The organism is Bradyrhizobium sp. P5_C12 (assembly GCF_054049735.1).
The window spans coordinates 1-16354 of the sequence record NZ_JBFULU010000022.1 but is presented as its reverse complement, the minus strand read 5'-3'; the positions used below and the strand labels follow the sequence as shown (position 1 = coordinate 16354).

Below are 16354 nucleotides of genomic sequence, written 5' to 3'. Positions count from 1 at the left end.
TCGGCAGGTTTTCGAAAAGCATCATGGTCGCACCCCTGAAAGTGGGCATAGCGGGGCTCGGCACCGTGGGCGCCGAAGTTGTCCGTCTGATTGAAACGCAAGCCCGCGTGCTCGCCGGCCGCAGCGGCCGCGGCATTCGCGTCGTCGCCGTCACCGCGCGCTCGAAGGCGAAGAAGCGCGGCGTCGATCTGCGTGGCGTCGAATGGGCCAAGGATCCGATGGCGCTGGCCACGCATCCCGGCATCGACTGCTTCGTCGAGCTGATGGGCGGCGCCGGCGACCCCGCGCTCTCCGCGGTCGAAGCCGCGCTCAACGCCGGCAAGTCCGTCGTCACCGCCAACAAGGCGTTGCTCGCCAAGCACGGGCTCAAGCTGGCAAAAGCCGCCGAAAAGCACGGCGGTGCGCTGAATTTCGAGGCAGCCGTCGGCGCCGCGATCCCCGTCATCAAAACGTTACGCGAGGGTCTTGCGGGAACCGGCATCAACCGCATCTACGGCATCCTCAACGGCACCTGCAATTACATCCTGACCCGGATGGAGCAGGAGAGCCTGTCGTTCGCCGAATGCCTGAAGGATGCGCAGCGGCTCGGCTATGCCGAGGCCAATCCGTCCTTCGACGTCGACGGCCATGATACCGCGCAAAAACTCGCCATCCTCGCCAGCCTCGCTTTCGGCACGAAAGTTGCTCAAAGCGCGGTGTATGTCGAAGGTATCTCGTCCATCGCGCCGGAGGATCTGCGCGCGGCTGCCGATCTCGGTTACCGCGTCAAGCTGCTCGGTGTTGCGGTTCGTACCGCCAAGGGCATCGAGCAGCGCGTGCACCCGACCATGGTTCCAAAATCCTCCTCGATCGCGCAGGTGATGGGTGTCACCAATGCGGTCACGATCGATGGCGAGGGCATTCCGCCGATCACGCTGGTCGGCCCGGGCGCCGGCGGTGCTGCGACCGCATCCGCCGTCGTTGCCGACATCGCCGACGTTGCGCGCGGTATCCGCGCCAATCCGTTCGGCCGGCCGATCTCGCAACTGCGCGACACCAAGAAGGCGCCGATGGAGCGGCACGAGGGCGGCTACTACATCCGCCTTCTGGCGCGCGATTTCCCGGGCACCGCGGCTGCGATCGCGACCCGGCTTGCAGAACAGAAGATTTCGATCGAATCGATCGTGCAGCGTCATCCCAATGGCGGCGCCGCGCCGGCAAACGGCAAGGCGGTGCCCGTGCCGGTCATCCTGATCACCTATGCGACGCATGAGGACGCCGTGCGCCGGGCGCTTGCCGCCGTGCAGCGCGACAAGGTGATCAGCGGACGGCCGCAGGTGATCCGGATCGAGAAGAACTAGAGCATGCCCCGGAAACGTGCGAAGCGGTTTTCCGGAAAGGTCATGCTCAAACAATGAGGGCGGTTTGAACGAACGAACCGTGGGCGTTGCGAGTTAATGCGGACGGAGATTTCCGTCCAAAAACTGTCTTGAAGGAGTGAGCCGATGTCGACCCATATTTCAGTCCCGCCGCATGCGTTGCTTGAGCGCATTCTCACGCTGGAGATCGTGCGCGTGACGGAGCGGGCGGCGGTGTCTTCGGCGCGGCTGCGCGGGCACGGCAATGAGAAGGCGGCCGACCAGGCCGCGGTGGACGCGATGCGGCGCGAGCTCAACAAGCTGCCGATCGAGGGCACCATCGTGATCGGCGAGGGCGAGCGCGACGAGGCGCCGATGCTCTTCATCGGCGAGAAGGTCGGCATGAACGCCGGCCCGAAGGTCGACATCGCGGTCGATCCGCTCGAAGGCACCACGCTGTGCGCCAAGAACATGCCGGGCTCGATTGCCACCATGGCGATGGCCGACGGCGGCACGCTGCTGCACGCGCCCGACGTCTACATGCAGAAGCTCGCGATCGGCCCAGGTTACGCCAAGGGCGTCGTCGAGCTCGATGCCACGCCGGCCGACAACGTCCGCCGTCTCGCCAAGGCCAAGGGCGTCACGCCGGAGGGCATCACCGTGCTCGTGCTCGACCGTCCGCGCCACGCCAGCATCATCGAGAGCGTGCGCTCGACGGGTGCGGCGGTGCGGCTCATCACCGACGGCGACGTCGCCGGCGTGATCCACTGCGCCGATCCCGACAACACCGGCGTCGACATGTATCTCGGCACCGGCGGCGCGCCGGAAGGCGTGCTCGCCGCGGTGGCGCTGCGCTGCATCGGCGGCCAGATGCAGTGCCGCCTGATCCTCGATTCCGACGAGAAGCGCGAACGCGCCGGCAAGATGGGCGTCAACGATCCCAAGATGATCTACGGCATCGAGGACATGGCCAAGGGCGACTGCCTGTTCGCCGCCACCGGCGTCACCACCGGCTCGCTGCTCTCGGGCGTGAAATTCCGCAAGGACGGCGTGATCGAGACCGAGACCGTGGTGATGCGCTCCGTCACCGGCACCGTGCGCTACATCAAGGCCGAGCACCGCGAGCTGGCGAAGTTCCACCTGGACTAAGACGTCTGTCATTCCGGGGCTCGCGCAGCGAGAACCCGGAATCTCGCGCCACAACTTCTGGATTCCGGGTTGTCCGGGCCGCGCCTGGCGCGGTCCCGACGCCCCGGAATGACAACAAGAACAACAGGGGAAGCGCCCATGTCCGATCTCTCCGCCGTCAAAGCCCTCGTCTTCGACGTGTTCGGCACCGTCGTCGACTGGCGCACCAGCCTGATCACCGACCTGATGTGGTGGAGCAGGGACCGCGGCGTCACCGCCGACTGGACCGCTTTGGTCGACGGCTGGCGCGGCATGTACATGGCCTCCATGGACGATGTGCGCAAACACCCCGAGCGCGGCTACGTCATCCTCGACGACCTGCACCGCCGCTCGCTGGAGAAGCTGGTCGAGAAGTTTGCAATCAAGGGCCTGACCGAGGCCGATCTCGACTACATCACCAGGGGCTGGCATCGCCTGCATCCGTGGCCCGACAGCGTCGCCGGCCTGACCCGGCTGAAATCAAAATTCGTGATCTCGCCGCTGTCGAACGGCAACGTCGCGCTGCTCACCAACATGGCGAAGTTCTCTGGGCTCCCCTGGGACCTCATCATGTCGGCGGAATTGTTCGAGCACTACAAGCCCGATCCCGAGACCTATCTCGGCGCCGCGCGCCTGCTCGGCCTCAAGCCCGAGCAGGTGATGATGGTCGCCGCCCACAACGGCGACCTTGCGGCCGCGCAGAAGAACGGGCTGAAGACCGCGTTCGTGGCGCGGCCGACCGAGTATGGTCCGTTGCAGAAGGTGGATTTCGAGGCCACCGGCAATTGGGACATCGTCGCCAAGGACTTTGGCGGGATCGCCGACAGACTGGGGTGCTAAAGGCGGCCTGAACGTGTTGAGGGCGACCGAATGAACCAGGCCGCGGCCATCGATGCCGCCAATGCGATCAGCACCTATATCCTGGCGAAGGATGGCAACCGGCCTCAATTGATGAAGCTCGCCTTCGTGGAGGACTGCGAGCTCGAAATGGCCGTCAAGACCGACGCCATCTCGTTTCCGAGTTCGGCAAAGGGGCTGGAGCAAGTCACCCAGGTGCTGGTCACCGGCTTCGGCGACCAGTACGAGAATGTGCGCACGTTTTGCCTTTCGCGTCCCGATGCAGGCCACCTGCCGCATTTCCGTTGCGATTGGCTGGTCGGGATGTCGACGCGGCAGGGCGGCGCCGTTCGCGTCGGATGCGGACACTATGGCTGGCATTTTGCTTCCGGCGACGATGGGCGTGTGAAGAAGCTCGTGATCGACATCGAGGTCATGTGCGTGCTTCCGATCGAGGCCTCGGAGCCGATCATGCAGTGGCTGGCGGGTTTGCCTTATCCAGGGTGCCCGGACGTCCAGGCCCGCGAGCGCATTCCGGATATCGATGCGCTGCGGCCGATCGAGCGCTTCCTTGGCGGACGGAAATGACAGGCGGCCGTCCCTGAGGAGATACCTGCGGGTCCTTGTCCGTCACGCAATCCGCAACGCGGGCTCGCTCCCCTCCGTCTCCGCAAATCCCGCCTGTAAAACCTCTTCGCGCTTGTGCCGCAGATGCGCGCGCAGAATGTGGGACAGGCCGACGCCGTCGCGGCGCTGCAGCGCGTTCAGGATCGCCTCGTGCTCCTTCACGGCCAGCGCCCAGCGCTGCGGCGTCATCGGCGTGACGTAGCGCGCGCGCCGGATGCGCGCGGTCACGGACGCATAGACCGCCGCAAGCGCGGGATTTCCGGCCGCGTCGACGATGGCCTCGTGAATGGCGCGGTTGCCGCGGTAATATTGGATCAGGTCGCCCTCGCGATAATGCTGCACCATGACCGCGTGCGCGGCGGTGATCACGTCGATCTCGACCTCCGTGATGCGCTCGCAAGCGAGTTCGCCGGCGAGCGCTTCCAGGCCCTGGCAGACTTCGAACAGGTCGCGCATGTCCTTGTCGGTCAGCTTCGCGGCGCGCGAGCCGCGATGCGGCAGCAACTGCACGAGGCCCTCGGCGGCCAGCACCTTGAGCGCCTCGCGCAGCGGTGTGCGCGAGATCTGGAGCCGGTCGCACAGCTCGCGCTCGGGAATCCGCGCGCCTGGCGGGATTTCGCCCTCGAGCAGAATGGCGCGGATGCGGCCGACGACTTCCTCATGAAGCATGGGATGAGACCTAATTTGCATGCAAAAAGGGGAATACTGTCGCCAATCGTTAAGTTCAGGCTTGAAAATATCATATTTTGCATTCAAAACTACAAAAAACAGAGGAGGCTCGGGAGATGGACCAGCAGGTCGCGGCGGCGGAAGACCTCATCTTTGAACGCAATGGCAGCATCGGGCGGATCATTTTCAACCGCCCGCAGGCCCGCAATGCCTTCACCTTCGCCATGTACGAGCGGCTCGCCGCGATCTGCGAAGAGGCCAACCAGGATCCGTCGATCAAGGTGCTGGTGCTCCGCGGTGCCGGCGACAAGGCCTTCGCCTCGGGAACCGACATCAACCAGTTCCGCGAATTCGAGACACCGCAGGACGCGCTCGACTACGAGAACCGGATCGACCGCGTTCTCTCCACCCTCGAGCAATGCCGGGTGCCGACGATCGCGGCGATCAACGGCTTCTGCACCGGCGGAGGCGCCGGCATCGCCGCGGCCTGCGATCTGCGCATCGGCACAGCCAGCACCAAGATTGGATTCCCCATCGCAAGGACGCTCGGCAATTGCCTGTCGATGTCCAATGTCAGCCGTCTTACCGCGCTGATCGGTGCTGCCCGGGTCAAGGATCTGATCTTCACCGCGCGGCTCATCGAAGCCGCGGAGGCGGCAAGCGTCGGACTGCTCGGCGAAGTCGTCGAGGATATCACGGCACTCGACAAGCGCGCCGACGAAGTCGCCCGGCTTCTCGCCGGTCATGCGCCGCTGACGCTTAACGCGACCAAGCAGGCGGTGGCCCGCCTGCAAAAGCGGCTGACGCGGGACGAGGGCGAGGACCTGATCCTGATGTGCTACACCAGCCAGGATTTTCGCGAGGGCCTCGACGCATTTCTCAACAAGCGCCCGCCGCAATGGCGCGGCCAATAGGACGGGCCGATGCAAAAGGGTCAATCGCAATCCACCTCCGTCCGCCCGGGGCCGCTGGCCGGCCTCAAGGTCGTCGATCTCACCCATGTCATGGCAGGGCCGACCTGTACCTTGATGCTCGCCGACATGGGCGCCGACGTCATCAAGATCGAAAAATCGCCCAATGGCGATGACACCCGCCATTCGGTGCCGCCGAAGATCGGCGACGAGGCGGCCTCGTTCCTGATGATGAACCGCAACAAGCGCGGCGTCGTGCTGGATCTGAAAACCGACGGCGGCAAGTGCGTCCTGCGCCGACTGATCGCGAGCGCCGATGTGCTGGTCGAGAATTTCGCGCCCGGCGCCATGGAGCGGCTGGGCTTCGGCTATGAGGAGCTGCACGAGGAGTATCCGGCGCTGATCTATTGTTCGCTGTCGGGCTTCGGCCGCACCGGCCCCTACAGGCACCGCAGGGGATTCGATCTGGTCGCGCAGGCGATGAGCGGGATCATGAGCTTCACCGGTGAACGTCCGGACGGCCCGCCCGTGAAGTGCGGGCCGCCGCTGTCGGACATCACCGCCGGCCTGCTCGCGAGCATGGGAATTCTTGCCGCCTATGCGCATCGTCTCAAGACGGGTGAGGGGCAGTGGGTCGAGACGTCGCTCTATGAAGCCGCGCTGGTGCAGACCTATTGGCAATCGACCATTGCGCTGGCCGCGGGGACGGCGCCACGCGCGATGGGCTCGGCGCATCCGCTCAACGCGCCGTATCAGGCCTTTGAAGCCTCCGACGGTTGGCTCGTGGTCGGCGGTGCCAACAAGAAGCACTGGCTGTTGATGCTGGAGGCGCTCGGCGCGACCGAGCTCGCCTCCGACCCGCGCTTCGTCACCGGGGCCGACCGAATGGCGCATCTGAAGGAGCTCGAAGCCGTTCTCAGCGAGCGCTTCCGCACCAGGCCGCGGTCGCATTGGCTGGCGGCGCTTGAGGATAAGGGCGTGCCCTGTGGTCCCGTGCACGACATGCTGGAAGCCCTGAGCGATCCGCAGACGCTTGCGCGCGAGATGGTGGTCGAGGTCGAGCATTCGACGCTCGGTCCGGTGAAGACGATCGGACTTCCGGTCAAATTCTCGGAGACGCCCGGCAAGGTACGTTCCGGCGCACCGGTCTATGGTGAACATACACGGGAGGTGCTGGCGGAATACGGGTTCGACCAGCAACAGATCGAAGCGCTCGAAAAAGAAGGCGCGATCGTCTCGGCGTCGATCAGGCAGGAGGAACGTATCGCCTGATCTGACGTCGCGACCAAGAAACAAGACAAAAAAATTTGGGTGGAGGAAAAACATGCGCAAGACGTCGACATTTTTGCTGTCCGCAGCCGCCAGCGTGCTCGCCTGCACGATTTCCGCCAGCGCGGCCTGGCAGCCGCAGAAACCGATCGAGTTCGTGGCGACTGCAGGGCCGGGCGGCGGCACCGACAATCTGGCCCGCGCGGTCCAGAACATCATCACCAAGTACAAGCTGACGGAGCAGCCGATCGTCGTCGTCAACAAGGGCGGAGGCAGCGGCGCGGAGGGCTATGTCTACGGCAAGGCCTCCGCCGGCGATCCCTACAAGGTGATCTTCGGCACGTCGAACGCCTGGCAGCAGCCGCTCGTGTCGAAGGTGGCCTTCAACTACACCGATCTCACGCCGGTCGCGGCGATGGCGCAGGACGAGTTCCTGCTCTGGGTCAAGCAGGACGCGCCCTACAAGACGGCGGGCGATTATCTGAAAGCTGCCGCCGCTGGTGAGTTCAAGATGGGCGGCGCCCAGTCCAAGGACACCGATGAGGTGCTGACCCGCATGATCGAGAAGGCCGGTCACGTCAAGATGACCTACATCCCTTTCAAGAGCGGCGCCGAGACCGCGGTGCAGCTCGCTGGCGGACACCTCGACTCCCACGTCAACAATCCCAGCGAGAGCCTTGGGCAATGGCGCGGCGGTACGCAGCGCCCCCTTTGTGTGTTCAGCCCGAAGCGATTGCCGCAGGGCGCCAAGGTCACCGCGACCGAAGGCTGGGGTGATGTTCCGACCTGCGCCGAGCAGGGCCTCGACATCAAGCAATATGAGCAGCCGCGCACGGTCTGGCTGCCGGGCAAGGTCACGCCGGAGCAGGCCGCGTACTATGTCGATCTCATGAAGAAGGTACAGGCGACGCCGGAATGGAAGGACTACATCGAGAAGACGTCCCAGGTCGACACGTTCCTGACCGGAGCTGACTTCGACAAGTTCATCAAGGAGGATCTTGAGCACCTCAAGCAGGTCGCGGGCGAGCAGGGCTGGCTCATCAAGTGAGCCGGCGCCACCGGGCAATGACGTCCTGTTATCTCGTGCCGAGCTGGAGCTTCCGATGATATCGCGCCGCGCTCTCGAACTGGCGACCGCCGCTCTCACCGGCAGCTTCGGTGTCACGGTCGTCGTCTCCAGCCTCGACAACGGCATCGGCTGGTCGAGTGCGGGCGTGGAGTCGGGCACATTCCCGTTCCTGACCGGTGTCATCCTCGTCCTCGGCAGCCTGTATAATCTGGCGCGCGGTGCCCTGCCGGGCGCGACGCTTGCAAGCGTCCCTATCGCCATCACGCCGACGGAGCTGCGCCGGCTTGCCGGCTTGTTCGTGCCGGCCGCGATTTTTGTTGCCGCGATCCCGCTCGCCGGGATGTACGCCGCGTCGGCGCTGTATGTCTTTGCGGTGCTGGCGATCCCCAGACACCAATCCGTGCCGCGCGCGCTCGCCATGGCGGGAGCGACGGCGCTGGCGCTCTACGTCGTGTTCGAGCGGATGTTCCAGGTGTCCTTGCCGCACGGGGCGCTCGCCGCCGCGTTCGGACTCTGATGGAAGGCCGCGATGGATAATCTCCAGGAGCTCCTGCACGGCTTCAGCATCGCGGTCACGGTGCCGCATCTGGCGCTGATGGTGGTCGGCGTGCTGCTCGGCATTCTCGTTGGCGTACTGCCGGGGCTGGGTGCACCGAACGGTGTGTCGCTGCTGTTGCCGCTGACCTTCGGCATGCAGCCGGTCTCAGCCATCATCCTGCTCTCCAGCATGTATTGGGGCGCGCTGTTCGGCGGCTCGGTGACGTCGATCCTGTTCAACATCCCCGGCGAGCCGTCGTCCGTCGCGACCACCTTCGACGGTTATCCGATGGCACGCGACGGGCGGCCGACGACGGCGCTCGCCACCGCCTTCGGCTCGGCGGCGTTCGGCGCGCTGGTCGGCGTTATCCTGATCACCTTTCTCGCCTCATGGGTGGCCGAGGTCGCGCTCGCTTTCGGCCCCCCGGAATATTTTGCGGTCTATTTCCTGGCCTTCGCAAGCTTCGTCGGCATGGGCGGCGCGGCGCCGATCAAGACGGTCGTGGCGCTCGCGATCGGCTTTGCGATCGCCGCCATCGGCATCGACACGGTCTCGGGAAGCGTCCGCCTCACCATGGGGATCGACGAGCTGGTCAAGGGCGTGAACTTCGTCGTCGCGGTGATGGGCCTGTTCGGCATCGGCGAGCTTCTGGTCGCGGTCGAGGAGGAGTTTCACGCCCGCGCCGTCTCATCGAAGATCGATTGGCGCGAGGTGTTTCGCGCGGTCGCCCGTCTGCCGCGCCATAGCGTTGCATTGCTGCGCAGCGCGGCGATCGGATGCTGGATGGGGATCACGCCGGGCGGCCCGACGGCTGCATCCTTCATGAGCTACGGCATCGCCAGGCGCTTCTCGCGGCGTGGCCGCTACTTCGGGACGGGCGAGGTGGAGGGGATCATCTCGCCGGAGACGGCCGATCATGCCGCCGGCACCAGCGCGCTGCTGCCGATGCTCTCGCTCGGCATTCCCGGCTCGGCCACCGCGGCGGTCATGATGGGCGGCCTGATGATCTGGGGACTCAATCCCGGACCGATGCTGTTCGTCGACCAGAAGGATTTCGTCTGGGGGCTGATCGCCTCGATGTATGTCGGCAACATCGTCGCCGTGGCGTTGGTGCTGCTGACGGTTCCGGTGTTTGCCGCCCTGATGCGGATTCCCTTCGTCGTCATCGCGCCGTTGATCGTGATCATCTGCGTCGTCGGCGCCTATTCGGTGTCGAATTCCTATCTCGACGTCATCATGATGATGGGCTTCGGCATCGTCGGCTATCTCTTCAAGAAGCTGTTCTATCCGTTGGCTCCGCTGGTGCTGGCGATCGTCATCGGCGACAAGGCTGAGGATGCGTTCCGGCAATCGATGCTGATGTCCAAGGGATCGCTCGGAATCTTCTTCGCGAACCGTCTCGTGACCTGTCTCGTGCTGGCCGGCATAGCGCTGCTGCTGCTGCCGCTTGCGTTGCAGCTTGCGCGCTGGTTGCTACCCAAGCCCGTCGCGACCGGTGACGAGACCTCAAGCCAGGAAGAAAAGGTGATCATATGACCTTAAGGCCGCTCATTGCACTTGCGATGGGAGATCCCGCCGGCATCAGTCCGGAGCTGACGGCAAGGCTCGCGGCGCAGGACGACGTCCGCGCCCGCGGCCGGCTCGTCGTGATCGGCGACCGCCGCATCTTCGACGAGGGGGCGCGCATAGCCGGCATCAAGCCGGAGCTGAAGACAGTGGAGGAGGGAGCCGACTTTCGCGGGACGGAGGGCGATGTGCTGTTCGTCGATCTCGGCCATCTCGATCCCAAAGAGGTCGAACCGAAGACTGCGACCCTTTCCGGCGGCAGGTTCGCGCTTGCCAACTACAAGCATGCGCTCGAACTCGCCCGCGACGGCCGCGTCGATGCGGTCTGCTTCACCCCCTTCAACAAGCAGGCGATGCGGCTCGCCCGCGCCGAATATGACGATGAGATCGCATTTTCAGCCGAAGTGGCCGGCCTCAAGACGGCGGCGAGCGAATTCAACGTTCTGGGGCAGCTCTGGAACGCACGGGTCACCTCCCACATTCCGCTCAAGGACGTCGCCGCGCGATTGTCGGGCGAACGCATCCATCGCGCGCTCAAGTTGACCGACTCCTGCATGCGCAATGCCGGCTTCGCRCGACCGCGCATCGCGGTCGYGGGTCTCAATCCACATGCCGGCGACGGCGGCAATTTCGGCCGCGAGGAGATCGACGTCATCGCGCCCGCAGTCGCCGCCGGGCAGCGCGATGGCATCGCCGCCGAGGGACCGTTCCCGGCCGACACCGTGTTTCTGCGCGCCAAGGGCGGCGCCTTCGATGCGGTACTGACGATGTATCACGACCAGGGCCAGATCGCGATGAAGCTGATGGGCTTCGACCGTGGCGTCACCTTGCTCGGCGGCTTTCCGTTTCCGATCTGCACGCCGGCGCACGGCACCGCCTATGACATCGCAGGGCAAGGCATCGCGTCGATCGGCGCGAGCCGCGCCGCGGTGCTGCTCGCGGCGGAGATGGCCGGGCGTCGTGCTGCGTGACGAGGCGACGCTATTTCGCGATCGGCGTCGTCAGCTCCTTGTCGGCCGTATCCACCACGAACACGGCAAGCAGCTTCGCGGGCTCGGTCTCGCTGGCATTGGCGCTGACGGCGTGGCGGTCGCCGGGCCTCTCGGAAAAGTTCTCTCCCTTGTGAAAGACCTTGGCGGGGCCGTCATTGACCTGACTACGGATCGCGCCTTCCAGGACCGTGGCATAGATGAAGGCGGAGGGCGGGTGCATGTGGGCCGGTGAGGAGCCGCCGGGACCATACTCGACCAGCACGCCCTTCATGCTCTTGCCCGGGACATTTGGCAGTGCCTGGTCAAACACGACAGTCACCTTCGCCGAAGGCGCCGCCGATTCTGCTGCATGGGCACTCAGGAAAGATGCGGCATAAACCGCCGCTGCGATCAGCAATCCGCGCATGGGGACTTTCCTCCTCAGAGGTTCGCGAGCCAGGTTGCGAGCGGGATCTTTCCGAGCCGCGCCTCGCCGAGCGGGTTCAGCGATGTGTCGTCAATGGGGGCGCCGTAATACGGCGCCGTTGGGTCTCCCACCACCGGCCGGGCGTCGCCGGACGCCTTGAGGCGGCGTGCGATGAATTCATTGAAGGGGGCCTTCTCGGGTCCCGCGATATCGATCGTGCCGTTGAGCGGCCGGCCCATGGCGACCTCGGCGAGGCGATCGGCGACGTCTTCAGCCGCGATCGGCTGAAACAGTGCCGATGGGACGACGATCTTTCCTTCGATCGCACCCGTCTCGGCAATGGCGCCGAGGAATTCGAAGAACTGGGTGGCGCGCACGATCGAGTAGGGGATCGGCGAGGATTTGATGATGGTCTCCTGGGCGAGCTTGGCACGAAAATAGGAATTGTCGGGCGACCGTTCGGTCCCGACGATCGACAGCGCCACGTGATGCTTCACGGCTGCCGAGGCCTCTGCCGCAGCGAGATTCTTGCTCGAACGCTGGAAGAAATCGAGCACGGCGGCGGGCTCCCAGGACGGCGCGTTGGCAACATCGACGACGACATCCGCGCCCGCCAGCACTGCTGCGAGGCCTTCCCCGGTCACGGCGTTCACGCCTGATTTCGGCGAGGCTGCCACCGCCTCGTGCCCCTGCTGCTTGAGCTTCGCGACGAGCTTGGATCCGATCAATCCCGTCCCACCAATCACGACGATCTTCATGGCGCGTCTCCTCGCATGCGACGAGCGTGAGTGATCCCGATCCGTGAGCCGATCACGTCACGTCGCCCAACGTGATGCGAAGCGCAGCTTACCCGAGCAATGCGGCGAGCTCTTGCCTGTAACCGGCCTGCCTTGCCGGAAAATGCTTCAGAAAACTCGTTGCAGCGGGTTGGGCGCCGCGCCTGCCGCAGTCGGATCCAAGCCCACCGCAAAAGTCGGCTGCATCTGCTCAGCCCATTTGGAGGCGACGAAATTGCACCGAGATCAATGTTCTTATTGTACTGGTAATTGCACCGGTTCATATTGCGTGCATCGACCAAAATGCACCGAGATGTGGTCGCGCCCGACAAGGCGGAGAATGAGAATGAGCATGAATTATCTTGATGTGTTTCTGGCATTCCTAGGAATGACCTTTGGCCTGCCTTCAGTGCTGCCCGGCCTCTTTTTCCAGCGGAAGGCCGCGCCGCCTCGGACGTCGCAAGCGATGTCAACCGACGTCGGCCCAACAGCAACCGATGACGACGTCACGGCGACTTGAGCCGAGTCTCGCCCGCGATATTTCGGCGCGACGCGAGCTGAGGCGCGAGCGTGACGGTCATGGAGATGCGCAGATGGATTTGACGGTCGCCACAGTGATCATCGCCTTTTCCGGCGTCTTCCTGATCTGCTTCTTGAAGGGCGCATTCGGCGGCGGCTTCTCCATCGTCGGCATTCCGTTGCTGTCGTTCGTGATGGATCCGGTCACGGCGGGTGGCCTGCTCGCACCGCTCTTCATCGCCATGGACCTGTTCGCGCTGCGCTACTGGAAGCCTTCGACATGGTCGAAGCCGGACCTGGTGCTGCTGTTGCCCGGGCTCGTGATCGGCATTGCCCTCGGCTATCTCTTGTTCCGTGTATTGGACCATCGCGCCGTCGCGATCGTGATGGCGGTCGTGACGTTGATCTTCGTTGGCATATGGCTCGTGAGTGATCCGAAGGTGGTCATTCGTCCGCGCTCCTCGCCGAAGGCGGTTGCTGCCGGTCTTGCCTCGGGTGTCACGACCATGGTCGCGCATTCCGGCGGACCGCCGCTGGCGATGTACCTCCTGCCGCTTGGCCTCAGCAAGGAGGTCTACGCGGGAACGACGAGCCTGTTCTTCACGGTCGGCAACGCGGTCAAGGTGGTACCGTGGCTGTTGCTCGTGCGGCCGGCGGGCAACGTCTGGATCGTGATGGCGGCGTGCCTCTTTGCCATTCCCAGCGGCGTTTGGCTCGGCTGGCAGCTGCACGGAAAGCTGGACCAGCGGCAGATCTACCGGGCGTGCTACGGACTGCTGGTCGTGACGGCGTTGAAGCTGATGTGGGACGGAGTGTCTGGTTATCTCGGATAGGCTGCAAGTCGCTCCCCATCACGGCGCGACCATCGTTCGACAGCCCGCTCACAGATCACGCGATGATGTCATCATGCCGGTGTTTTGACGAGCGCAAAACACCAAGGAAAACAACACTTGGGCTACTGTGCATGGGGTTGTTTTCTCGGTTTTTGATCGAGGCAGTCGGCTCCGGCCTTCACGCCCCGCAGATGATCACGCCGTACCAGCCGAGGCCGCGATAGGTCTCATAGCCAGGCGTGGCGTGGAAGGCGACCAGCGTGCCTGTGCGGTCCTGGTAGAAGCCGGAGCGCTGGCCGTTCAGTGACAGCTGTATCCGCTCGCTGAGGATACCCTGGCCGTCGGAGGCCGCGATCACGCGAAAATTGGAATCGACCAGCAGCACGCGGGCCTTGTCGCTGTCGCCGACGCGGACCCCTTGCACGATGGCGCGCGCCTGCGCCTCCCAGTCGAAATGGATGGCGAGAACGCCGATCGGCGCGCCGTTGGCCTGGCCGCCGGCGCGCACGCTGGCGCAATACGTCGCCACCTGCGCGTTGCCGAGCAATGGCTGGTTCTCGACGTCGCCGGCGACATAGTCGTCGCCGGAGCGCAAGGTCCGGGCCTCACGAAACCATTTGGTGTGGGCGACGTTCTGGCCGACGGCGCGAAAGCGGTCGGCGCGGCCGTTGGCGATGACGTTGCCGTCGAGGTCGCAGAGCCAGAGATCGAGATAGACGGTGTAGGCGCCGAGGATCACGCCCAGGCGCTCCGACGCATGGGAGACGGCCGCAGCGCTCGGGGAAGCCGCGCAATCGACCACGGCGGAGTCGGTCGCCCACCAGCGCACGTCGCAGGTGCGCTCATAGAGGTTGCGGTCGATCAGCTCGATGGCATTCAGGGACAGATCGACCATGCGCTCGCCGCGCGAGCGCTGGCTCATGCGCTCGATCGAGGCGACGAGGTCGCCGGTGCGTTTTGTCAGTTGGGTCTCGAGTTCGCGGGCGATGGTCTCGACCTGCTGGCCGACGCCACGCACCTCCTGCGCCACCACGGCGAAGCCCGCGCCCTGCGCACCGGCGCGCGAGCTCTCGATCAGCGCGTTCAGCGCCAGCATCTTCATCTGGTTGGTGATCTGCTGGATCGACTTGGTCTTGTCGACCGCGATCTGGTTGACCTCCGCGGTCAACCGGTTGATCAGCGCGGAGATGTCGGAATCATCGTCGGGTTCGGTGGTTCCGTTCGCAATCGGCTTGGCTTTCAGACCCAGCGCAGCAGACATCGGGGGACTTCCCTTGGCAATGAGGCCTGATCTGCAAAGAACCCGGAACAACAAATTACAGATCGAATACGAGTCTTTTTCGAGGATTCCGCCTAACGCCTGCTTAATTTGCTGTTTGGCGGAATGCCTAAATGGTAGTCAATCCGGCCTGTACAGCGGCCATCCACCGCTTTGTGCCCGGTTGCCGTTGCAAATCCCGAGGGATTCCCGGCCAATCCCCTTAAGTGAGCGGCCGGACGCCTGCGTGAGGTCCGGTCCTCGAGTTCCCAACAGTCAGTCCCTCGAATCATGACGCCGCCGGCCACCACCTTGCCCGTCGAAGCGCCCCAGGCCTTCCTGGGTGTAGCGCGCTCGTTCACCGACAAGCTCTGGCGGGACCGGCTGGACGCGCGGGGGGCGGCCAAGGCGCTGGCTATCGTGCAGCGCCACCAATTGCCTGAGCTGCTGGCGCGGGTGCTGGCGGGCCGCGGCGTCGACGCCGATGCGGTCGCCGACTTCCTCGATCCGACCATCCGCAAGCTCCTGCCGGACCCGTTCACGGTCACCGAGATGGAGGCCGCGGCGAAGCGGATTGCAGACGCGGCAGTGCGGGGCGAAAAGGTCGCGATCTTCGGCGACTACGACGTCGACGGCGCCACCTCGGCGGCGCTGCTCGCCTGGCATCTGCGCCATTGCGGGCTCGATCCGCTGATCCACATCCCTGATCGCATCTTTGAGGGCTATGGCCCGAACGTCGAAGCCGTTCGCGGACTCGCGGCAAAGGGCGCCACGCTGCTCGTCACCGTCGATTGCGGCACCACCAGCATCGAGCCGCTCGCCGAAGCCAAGCGCCTCGGCATGTCCGTGGTCGTGATCGATCATCACCAGGCCGGCACGGAACTGCCGGTGGTCGACGCACTGGTCAATCCGAACCGGCTCGACGATCTCTCTGGCCTTGGCCATCTCGCCGCCGTGGGGCTGGTGCTGGTGACGCTGGTCGCGGTCAACCGCGAGCTGCGCCAGCGCGGCTTCTGGACATCCGAGATGCCCGAGCCCGACCTGCTCGGCATGCTGCATCACGTCGCCCTCGGCACGGTCGCCGACGTGGCGCCGCTGATCGGGCTGAACCGCGCCTTCGTCGCCAAGGGCCTGATCGCGATGCGGCGGCGCGACCATGTCGGTCACACCGCGCTGATGGATGTGGCGCGCCTCAACGGGCCGCCGGAGGCCTGGCATCTCGGCTTCATGCTGGGGCCGCGCATCAATGCCGGCGGCCGCATCGGCCGCGCCGATCTCGGCGTGCGGCTCCTGCTCGAGGGCGACAGCGTCGAGGCCGCGCGGATCGCCGCCGAGCTCGACCGGCTCAACAGCGAGCGCCGCGTCATCGAGCAGGCGGCGGAGGCGCAAGCCGAAGCCGAGGCGCTCGCCTCGATCGGGCTCGAGGACAAGCTTGGCGTCATCGTCACGGCCTCCGAAGGCTGGCATCCCGGCGTGGTCGGGCTCGTCGCCTCCCGGTTGAAGGAGAAATTTTCGCGCCCCGCTTTTGCCATTGCGCTGGAGCCCGGCGGCATCGGCACTGGCTCGGGCCGCTCGATTGC

The 16354-nt window shown here is 65.0% G+C and carries 17 protein-coding genes; 13 read left to right on the top strand and 4 right to left on the bottom strand.

What is annotated here, in order from left to right:
* Positions 1-23: 23 nt before the first annotated feature.
* The 4 genes from ACXJMY_RS20340 (at position 24) to ACXJMY_RS20325 (ending at position 3929) form a co-directional block, all read left to right on the top strand.
* Entirely contained in the window at positions 24-1340 is a 1317-nt protein-coding gene (locus ACXJMY_RS20340) for a homoserine dehydrogenase (protein ID WP_456621128.1), read from the top strand.
* Positions 1341-1484: 144 nt separating this feature from the next.
* A complete protein-coding gene (gene glpX / locus ACXJMY_RS20335) occupies positions 1485-2486 on the top strand; it encodes a class II fructose-bisphosphatase (RefSeq protein WP_456621127.1) in 1002 nt (333 codons plus the stop codon).
* A gap of 138 nt (positions 2487-2624) precedes the next feature.
* The gene (locus ACXJMY_RS20330; RefSeq protein WP_456621126.1) at positions 2625-3344 is read left to right on the top strand and encodes a haloacid dehalogenase type II; all 720 of its coding nucleotides are present in this window, start codon (positions 2625-2627) and stop codon (positions 3342-3344) included.
* 30 nt (positions 3345-3374) lie between these two features.
* Positions 3375-3929, top strand: coding sequence for a hypothetical protein (locus ACXJMY_RS20325; RefSeq protein WP_456621125.1), 555 nt, complete (start codon positions 3375-3377; stop codon positions 3927-3929).
* A gap of 42 nt (positions 3930-3971) precedes the next feature.
* Here the strand turns inward: ACXJMY_RS20325 and ACXJMY_RS20320 are convergent, their stop codons facing one another.
* Positions 3972-4637 (bottom strand): GntR family transcriptional regulator, encoded by a 666-nt coding sequence (locus ACXJMY_RS20320; protein WP_456621124.1) that lies wholly within the window; start codon positions 4635-4637, stop codon positions 3972-3974.
* Positions 4638-4753: 116 nt separating this feature from the next.
* Between ACXJMY_RS20320 and ACXJMY_RS20315 the strand changes: the two genes are divergently transcribed.
* The 6 genes from ACXJMY_RS20315 to ACXJMY_RS20290 are packed head-to-tail and all read left to right on the top strand — an operon-like array spanning position 4754 to position 10961.
* Positions 4754-5551, top strand: a complete 798-nt coding sequence (locus ACXJMY_RS20315) for an enoyl-CoA hydratase/isomerase family protein (RefSeq protein ID WP_456621123.1) — start codon at positions 4754-4756, stop codon at positions 5549-5551.
* A 9-nt stretch (positions 5552-5560) separates the two neighbouring features.
* Positions 5561-6820 carry a CaiB/BaiF CoA transferase family protein gene (locus tag ACXJMY_RS20310; RefSeq protein WP_456621122.1) on the top strand — a complete coding sequence of 420 codons (1260 nt, stop codon included), beginning with the start codon at positions 5561-5563 and terminating at the stop codon, positions 6818-6820.
* A 52-nt stretch (positions 6821-6872) separates the two neighbouring features.
* Entirely contained in the window at positions 6873-7865 is a 993-nt protein-coding gene (locus ACXJMY_RS20305) for a Bug family tripartite tricarboxylate transporter substrate binding protein (RefSeq protein ID WP_456621121.1), read from the top strand.
* Between the two features lie 55 nt (positions 7866-7920).
* Entirely contained in the window at positions 7921-8403 is a 483-nt protein-coding gene (locus ACXJMY_RS20300; RefSeq protein ID WP_456621120.1) for a tripartite tricarboxylate transporter TctB family protein, read from the top strand.
* Between the two features lie 12 nt (positions 8404-8415).
* Positions 8416-9960: a tripartite tricarboxylate transporter permease gene (locus ACXJMY_RS20295; RefSeq protein WP_456621119.1), complete on the top strand. Its 1545-nt coding sequence runs from the start codon at positions 8416-8418 to the stop codon at positions 9958-9960.
* Positions 9957-10961: a 4-hydroxythreonine-4-phosphate dehydrogenase PdxA gene (locus ACXJMY_RS20290; RefSeq protein ID WP_456621118.1), complete on the top strand. Its 1005-nt coding sequence runs from the start codon at positions 9957-9959 to the stop codon at positions 10959-10961. The genes ACXJMY_RS20295 and ACXJMY_RS20290 overlap by 4 nt, the downstream gene beginning before the upstream one ends.
* A gap of 10 nt (positions 10962-10971) precedes the next feature.
* On the opposite strand, the gene ACXJMY_RS20285 is transcribed toward ACXJMY_RS20290, so the two are convergent.
* The gene (locus ACXJMY_RS20285) at positions 10972-11388 is read right to left on the bottom strand and encodes a cupin domain-containing protein (RefSeq protein ID WP_456621117.1); all 417 of its coding nucleotides are present in this window, start codon (positions 11386-11388) and stop codon (positions 10972-10974) included.
* Between the two features lie 14 nt (positions 11389-11402).
* Positions 11403-12146, bottom strand: a complete 744-nt coding sequence (locus ACXJMY_RS20280; protein ID WP_456621116.1) for an SDR family oxidoreductase — start codon at positions 12144-12146, stop codon at positions 11403-11405.
* Between the two features lie 364 nt (positions 12147-12510).
* Here ACXJMY_RS20280 and ACXJMY_RS20275 point away from each other — a divergent pair, with 364 nt between their 5' ends.
* Together ACXJMY_RS20275 and ACXJMY_RS20270 are read left to right on the top strand one after the other, a co-directional pair.
* Positions 12511-12684: a hypothetical protein gene (locus ACXJMY_RS20275; RefSeq protein ID WP_456621115.1), complete on the top strand. Its 174-nt coding sequence runs from the start codon at positions 12511-12513 to the stop codon at positions 12682-12684.
* A 73-nt stretch (positions 12685-12757) separates the two neighbouring features.
* Positions 12758-13516 carry a sulfite exporter TauE/SafE family protein gene (locus tag ACXJMY_RS20270; RefSeq protein ID WP_456621114.1) on the top strand — a complete coding sequence of 253 codons (759 nt, stop codon included), beginning with the start codon at positions 12758-12760 and terminating at the stop codon, positions 13514-13516.
* Positions 13517-13694: 178 nt separating this feature from the next.
* On the opposite strand, the gene ACXJMY_RS20265 is transcribed toward ACXJMY_RS20270, so the two are convergent.
* A complete protein-coding gene (locus ACXJMY_RS20265) occupies positions 13695-14777 on the bottom strand; it encodes a methyl-accepting chemotaxis protein (RefSeq protein ID WP_456621113.1) in 1083 nt (360 codons plus the stop codon).
* A gap of 288 nt (positions 14778-15065) precedes the next feature.
* Here ACXJMY_RS20265 and ACXJMY_RS20260 point away from each other — a divergent pair.
* A partial coding sequence (locus ACXJMY_RS20260; protein WP_456621112.1) for a single-stranded-DNA-specific exonuclease RecJ occupies positions 15066-16354 on the top strand: 1289 nt, incomplete at its 3' end.

Excerpts from the sequence above, each read along its gene's own strand:
- ACXJMY_RS20330 (WP_456621126.1), top strand. The coding sequence starts at position 2,625 with ATGTCCGATCTCTCCGCCGTCAAAGCCCTCGTCTTCGACGTGTTCGGC.
- ACXJMY_RS20315 (WP_456621123.1), top strand. The coding sequence starts at position 4,754 with ATGGACCAGCAGGTCGCGGCGGCGGAAGACCTCATCTTTGAACGCAAT.
- ACXJMY_RS20265 (WP_456621113.1), bottom strand. The coding sequence starts at position 14,777 with ATGTCTGCTGCGCTGGGTCTGAAAGCCAAGCCGATTGCGAACGGAACC.
- glpX (WP_456621127.1), top strand. The coding sequence starts at position 1,485 with ATGTCGACCCATATTTCAGTCCCGCCGCATGCGTTGCTTGAGCGCATT.
- ACXJMY_RS20310 (WP_456621122.1), top strand. The coding sequence starts at position 5,561 with ATGCAAAAGGGTCAATCGCAATCCACCTCCGTCCGCCCGGGGCCGCTG.
- ACXJMY_RS20340 (WP_456621128.1), top strand. The coding sequence starts at position 24 with ATGGTCGCACCCCTGAAAGTGGGCATAGCGGGGCTCGGCACCGTGGGC.
- ACXJMY_RS20270 (WP_456621114.1), top strand. The coding sequence starts at position 12,758 with ATGGATTTGACGGTCGCCACAGTGATCATCGCCTTTTCCGGCGTCTTC.
- ACXJMY_RS20320 (WP_456621124.1), bottom strand. The coding sequence starts at position 4,637 with ATGCTTCATGAGGAAGTCGTCGGCCGCATCCGCGCCATTCTGCTCGAG.
- ACXJMY_RS20305 (WP_456621121.1), top strand. The coding sequence starts at position 6,873 with ATGCGCAAGACGTCGACATTTTTGCTGTCCGCAGCCGCCAGCGTGCTC.
- ACXJMY_RS20280 (WP_456621116.1), bottom strand. The coding sequence starts at position 12,146 with ATGAAGATCGTCGTGATTGGTGGGACGGGATTGATCGGATCCAAGCTC.
- ACXJMY_RS20295 (WP_456621119.1), top strand. The coding sequence starts at position 8,416 with ATGGATAATCTCCAGGAGCTCCTGCACGGCTTCAGCATCGCGGTCACG.
- ACXJMY_RS20275 (WP_456621115.1), top strand. The coding sequence starts at position 12,511 with ATGAGCATGAATTATCTTGATGTGTTTCTGGCATTCCTAGGAATGACC.
- ACXJMY_RS20325 (WP_456621125.1), top strand. The coding sequence starts at position 3,375 with ATGAACCAGGCCGCGGCCATCGATGCCGCCAATGCGATCAGCACCTAT.
- ACXJMY_RS20285 (WP_456621117.1), bottom strand. The coding sequence starts at position 11,388 with ATGCGCGGATTGCTGATCGCAGCGGCGGTTTATGCCGCATCTTTCCTG.
- ACXJMY_RS20300 (WP_456621120.1), top strand. The coding sequence starts at position 7,921 with ATGATATCGCGCCGCGCTCTCGAACTGGCGACCGCCGCTCTCACCGGC.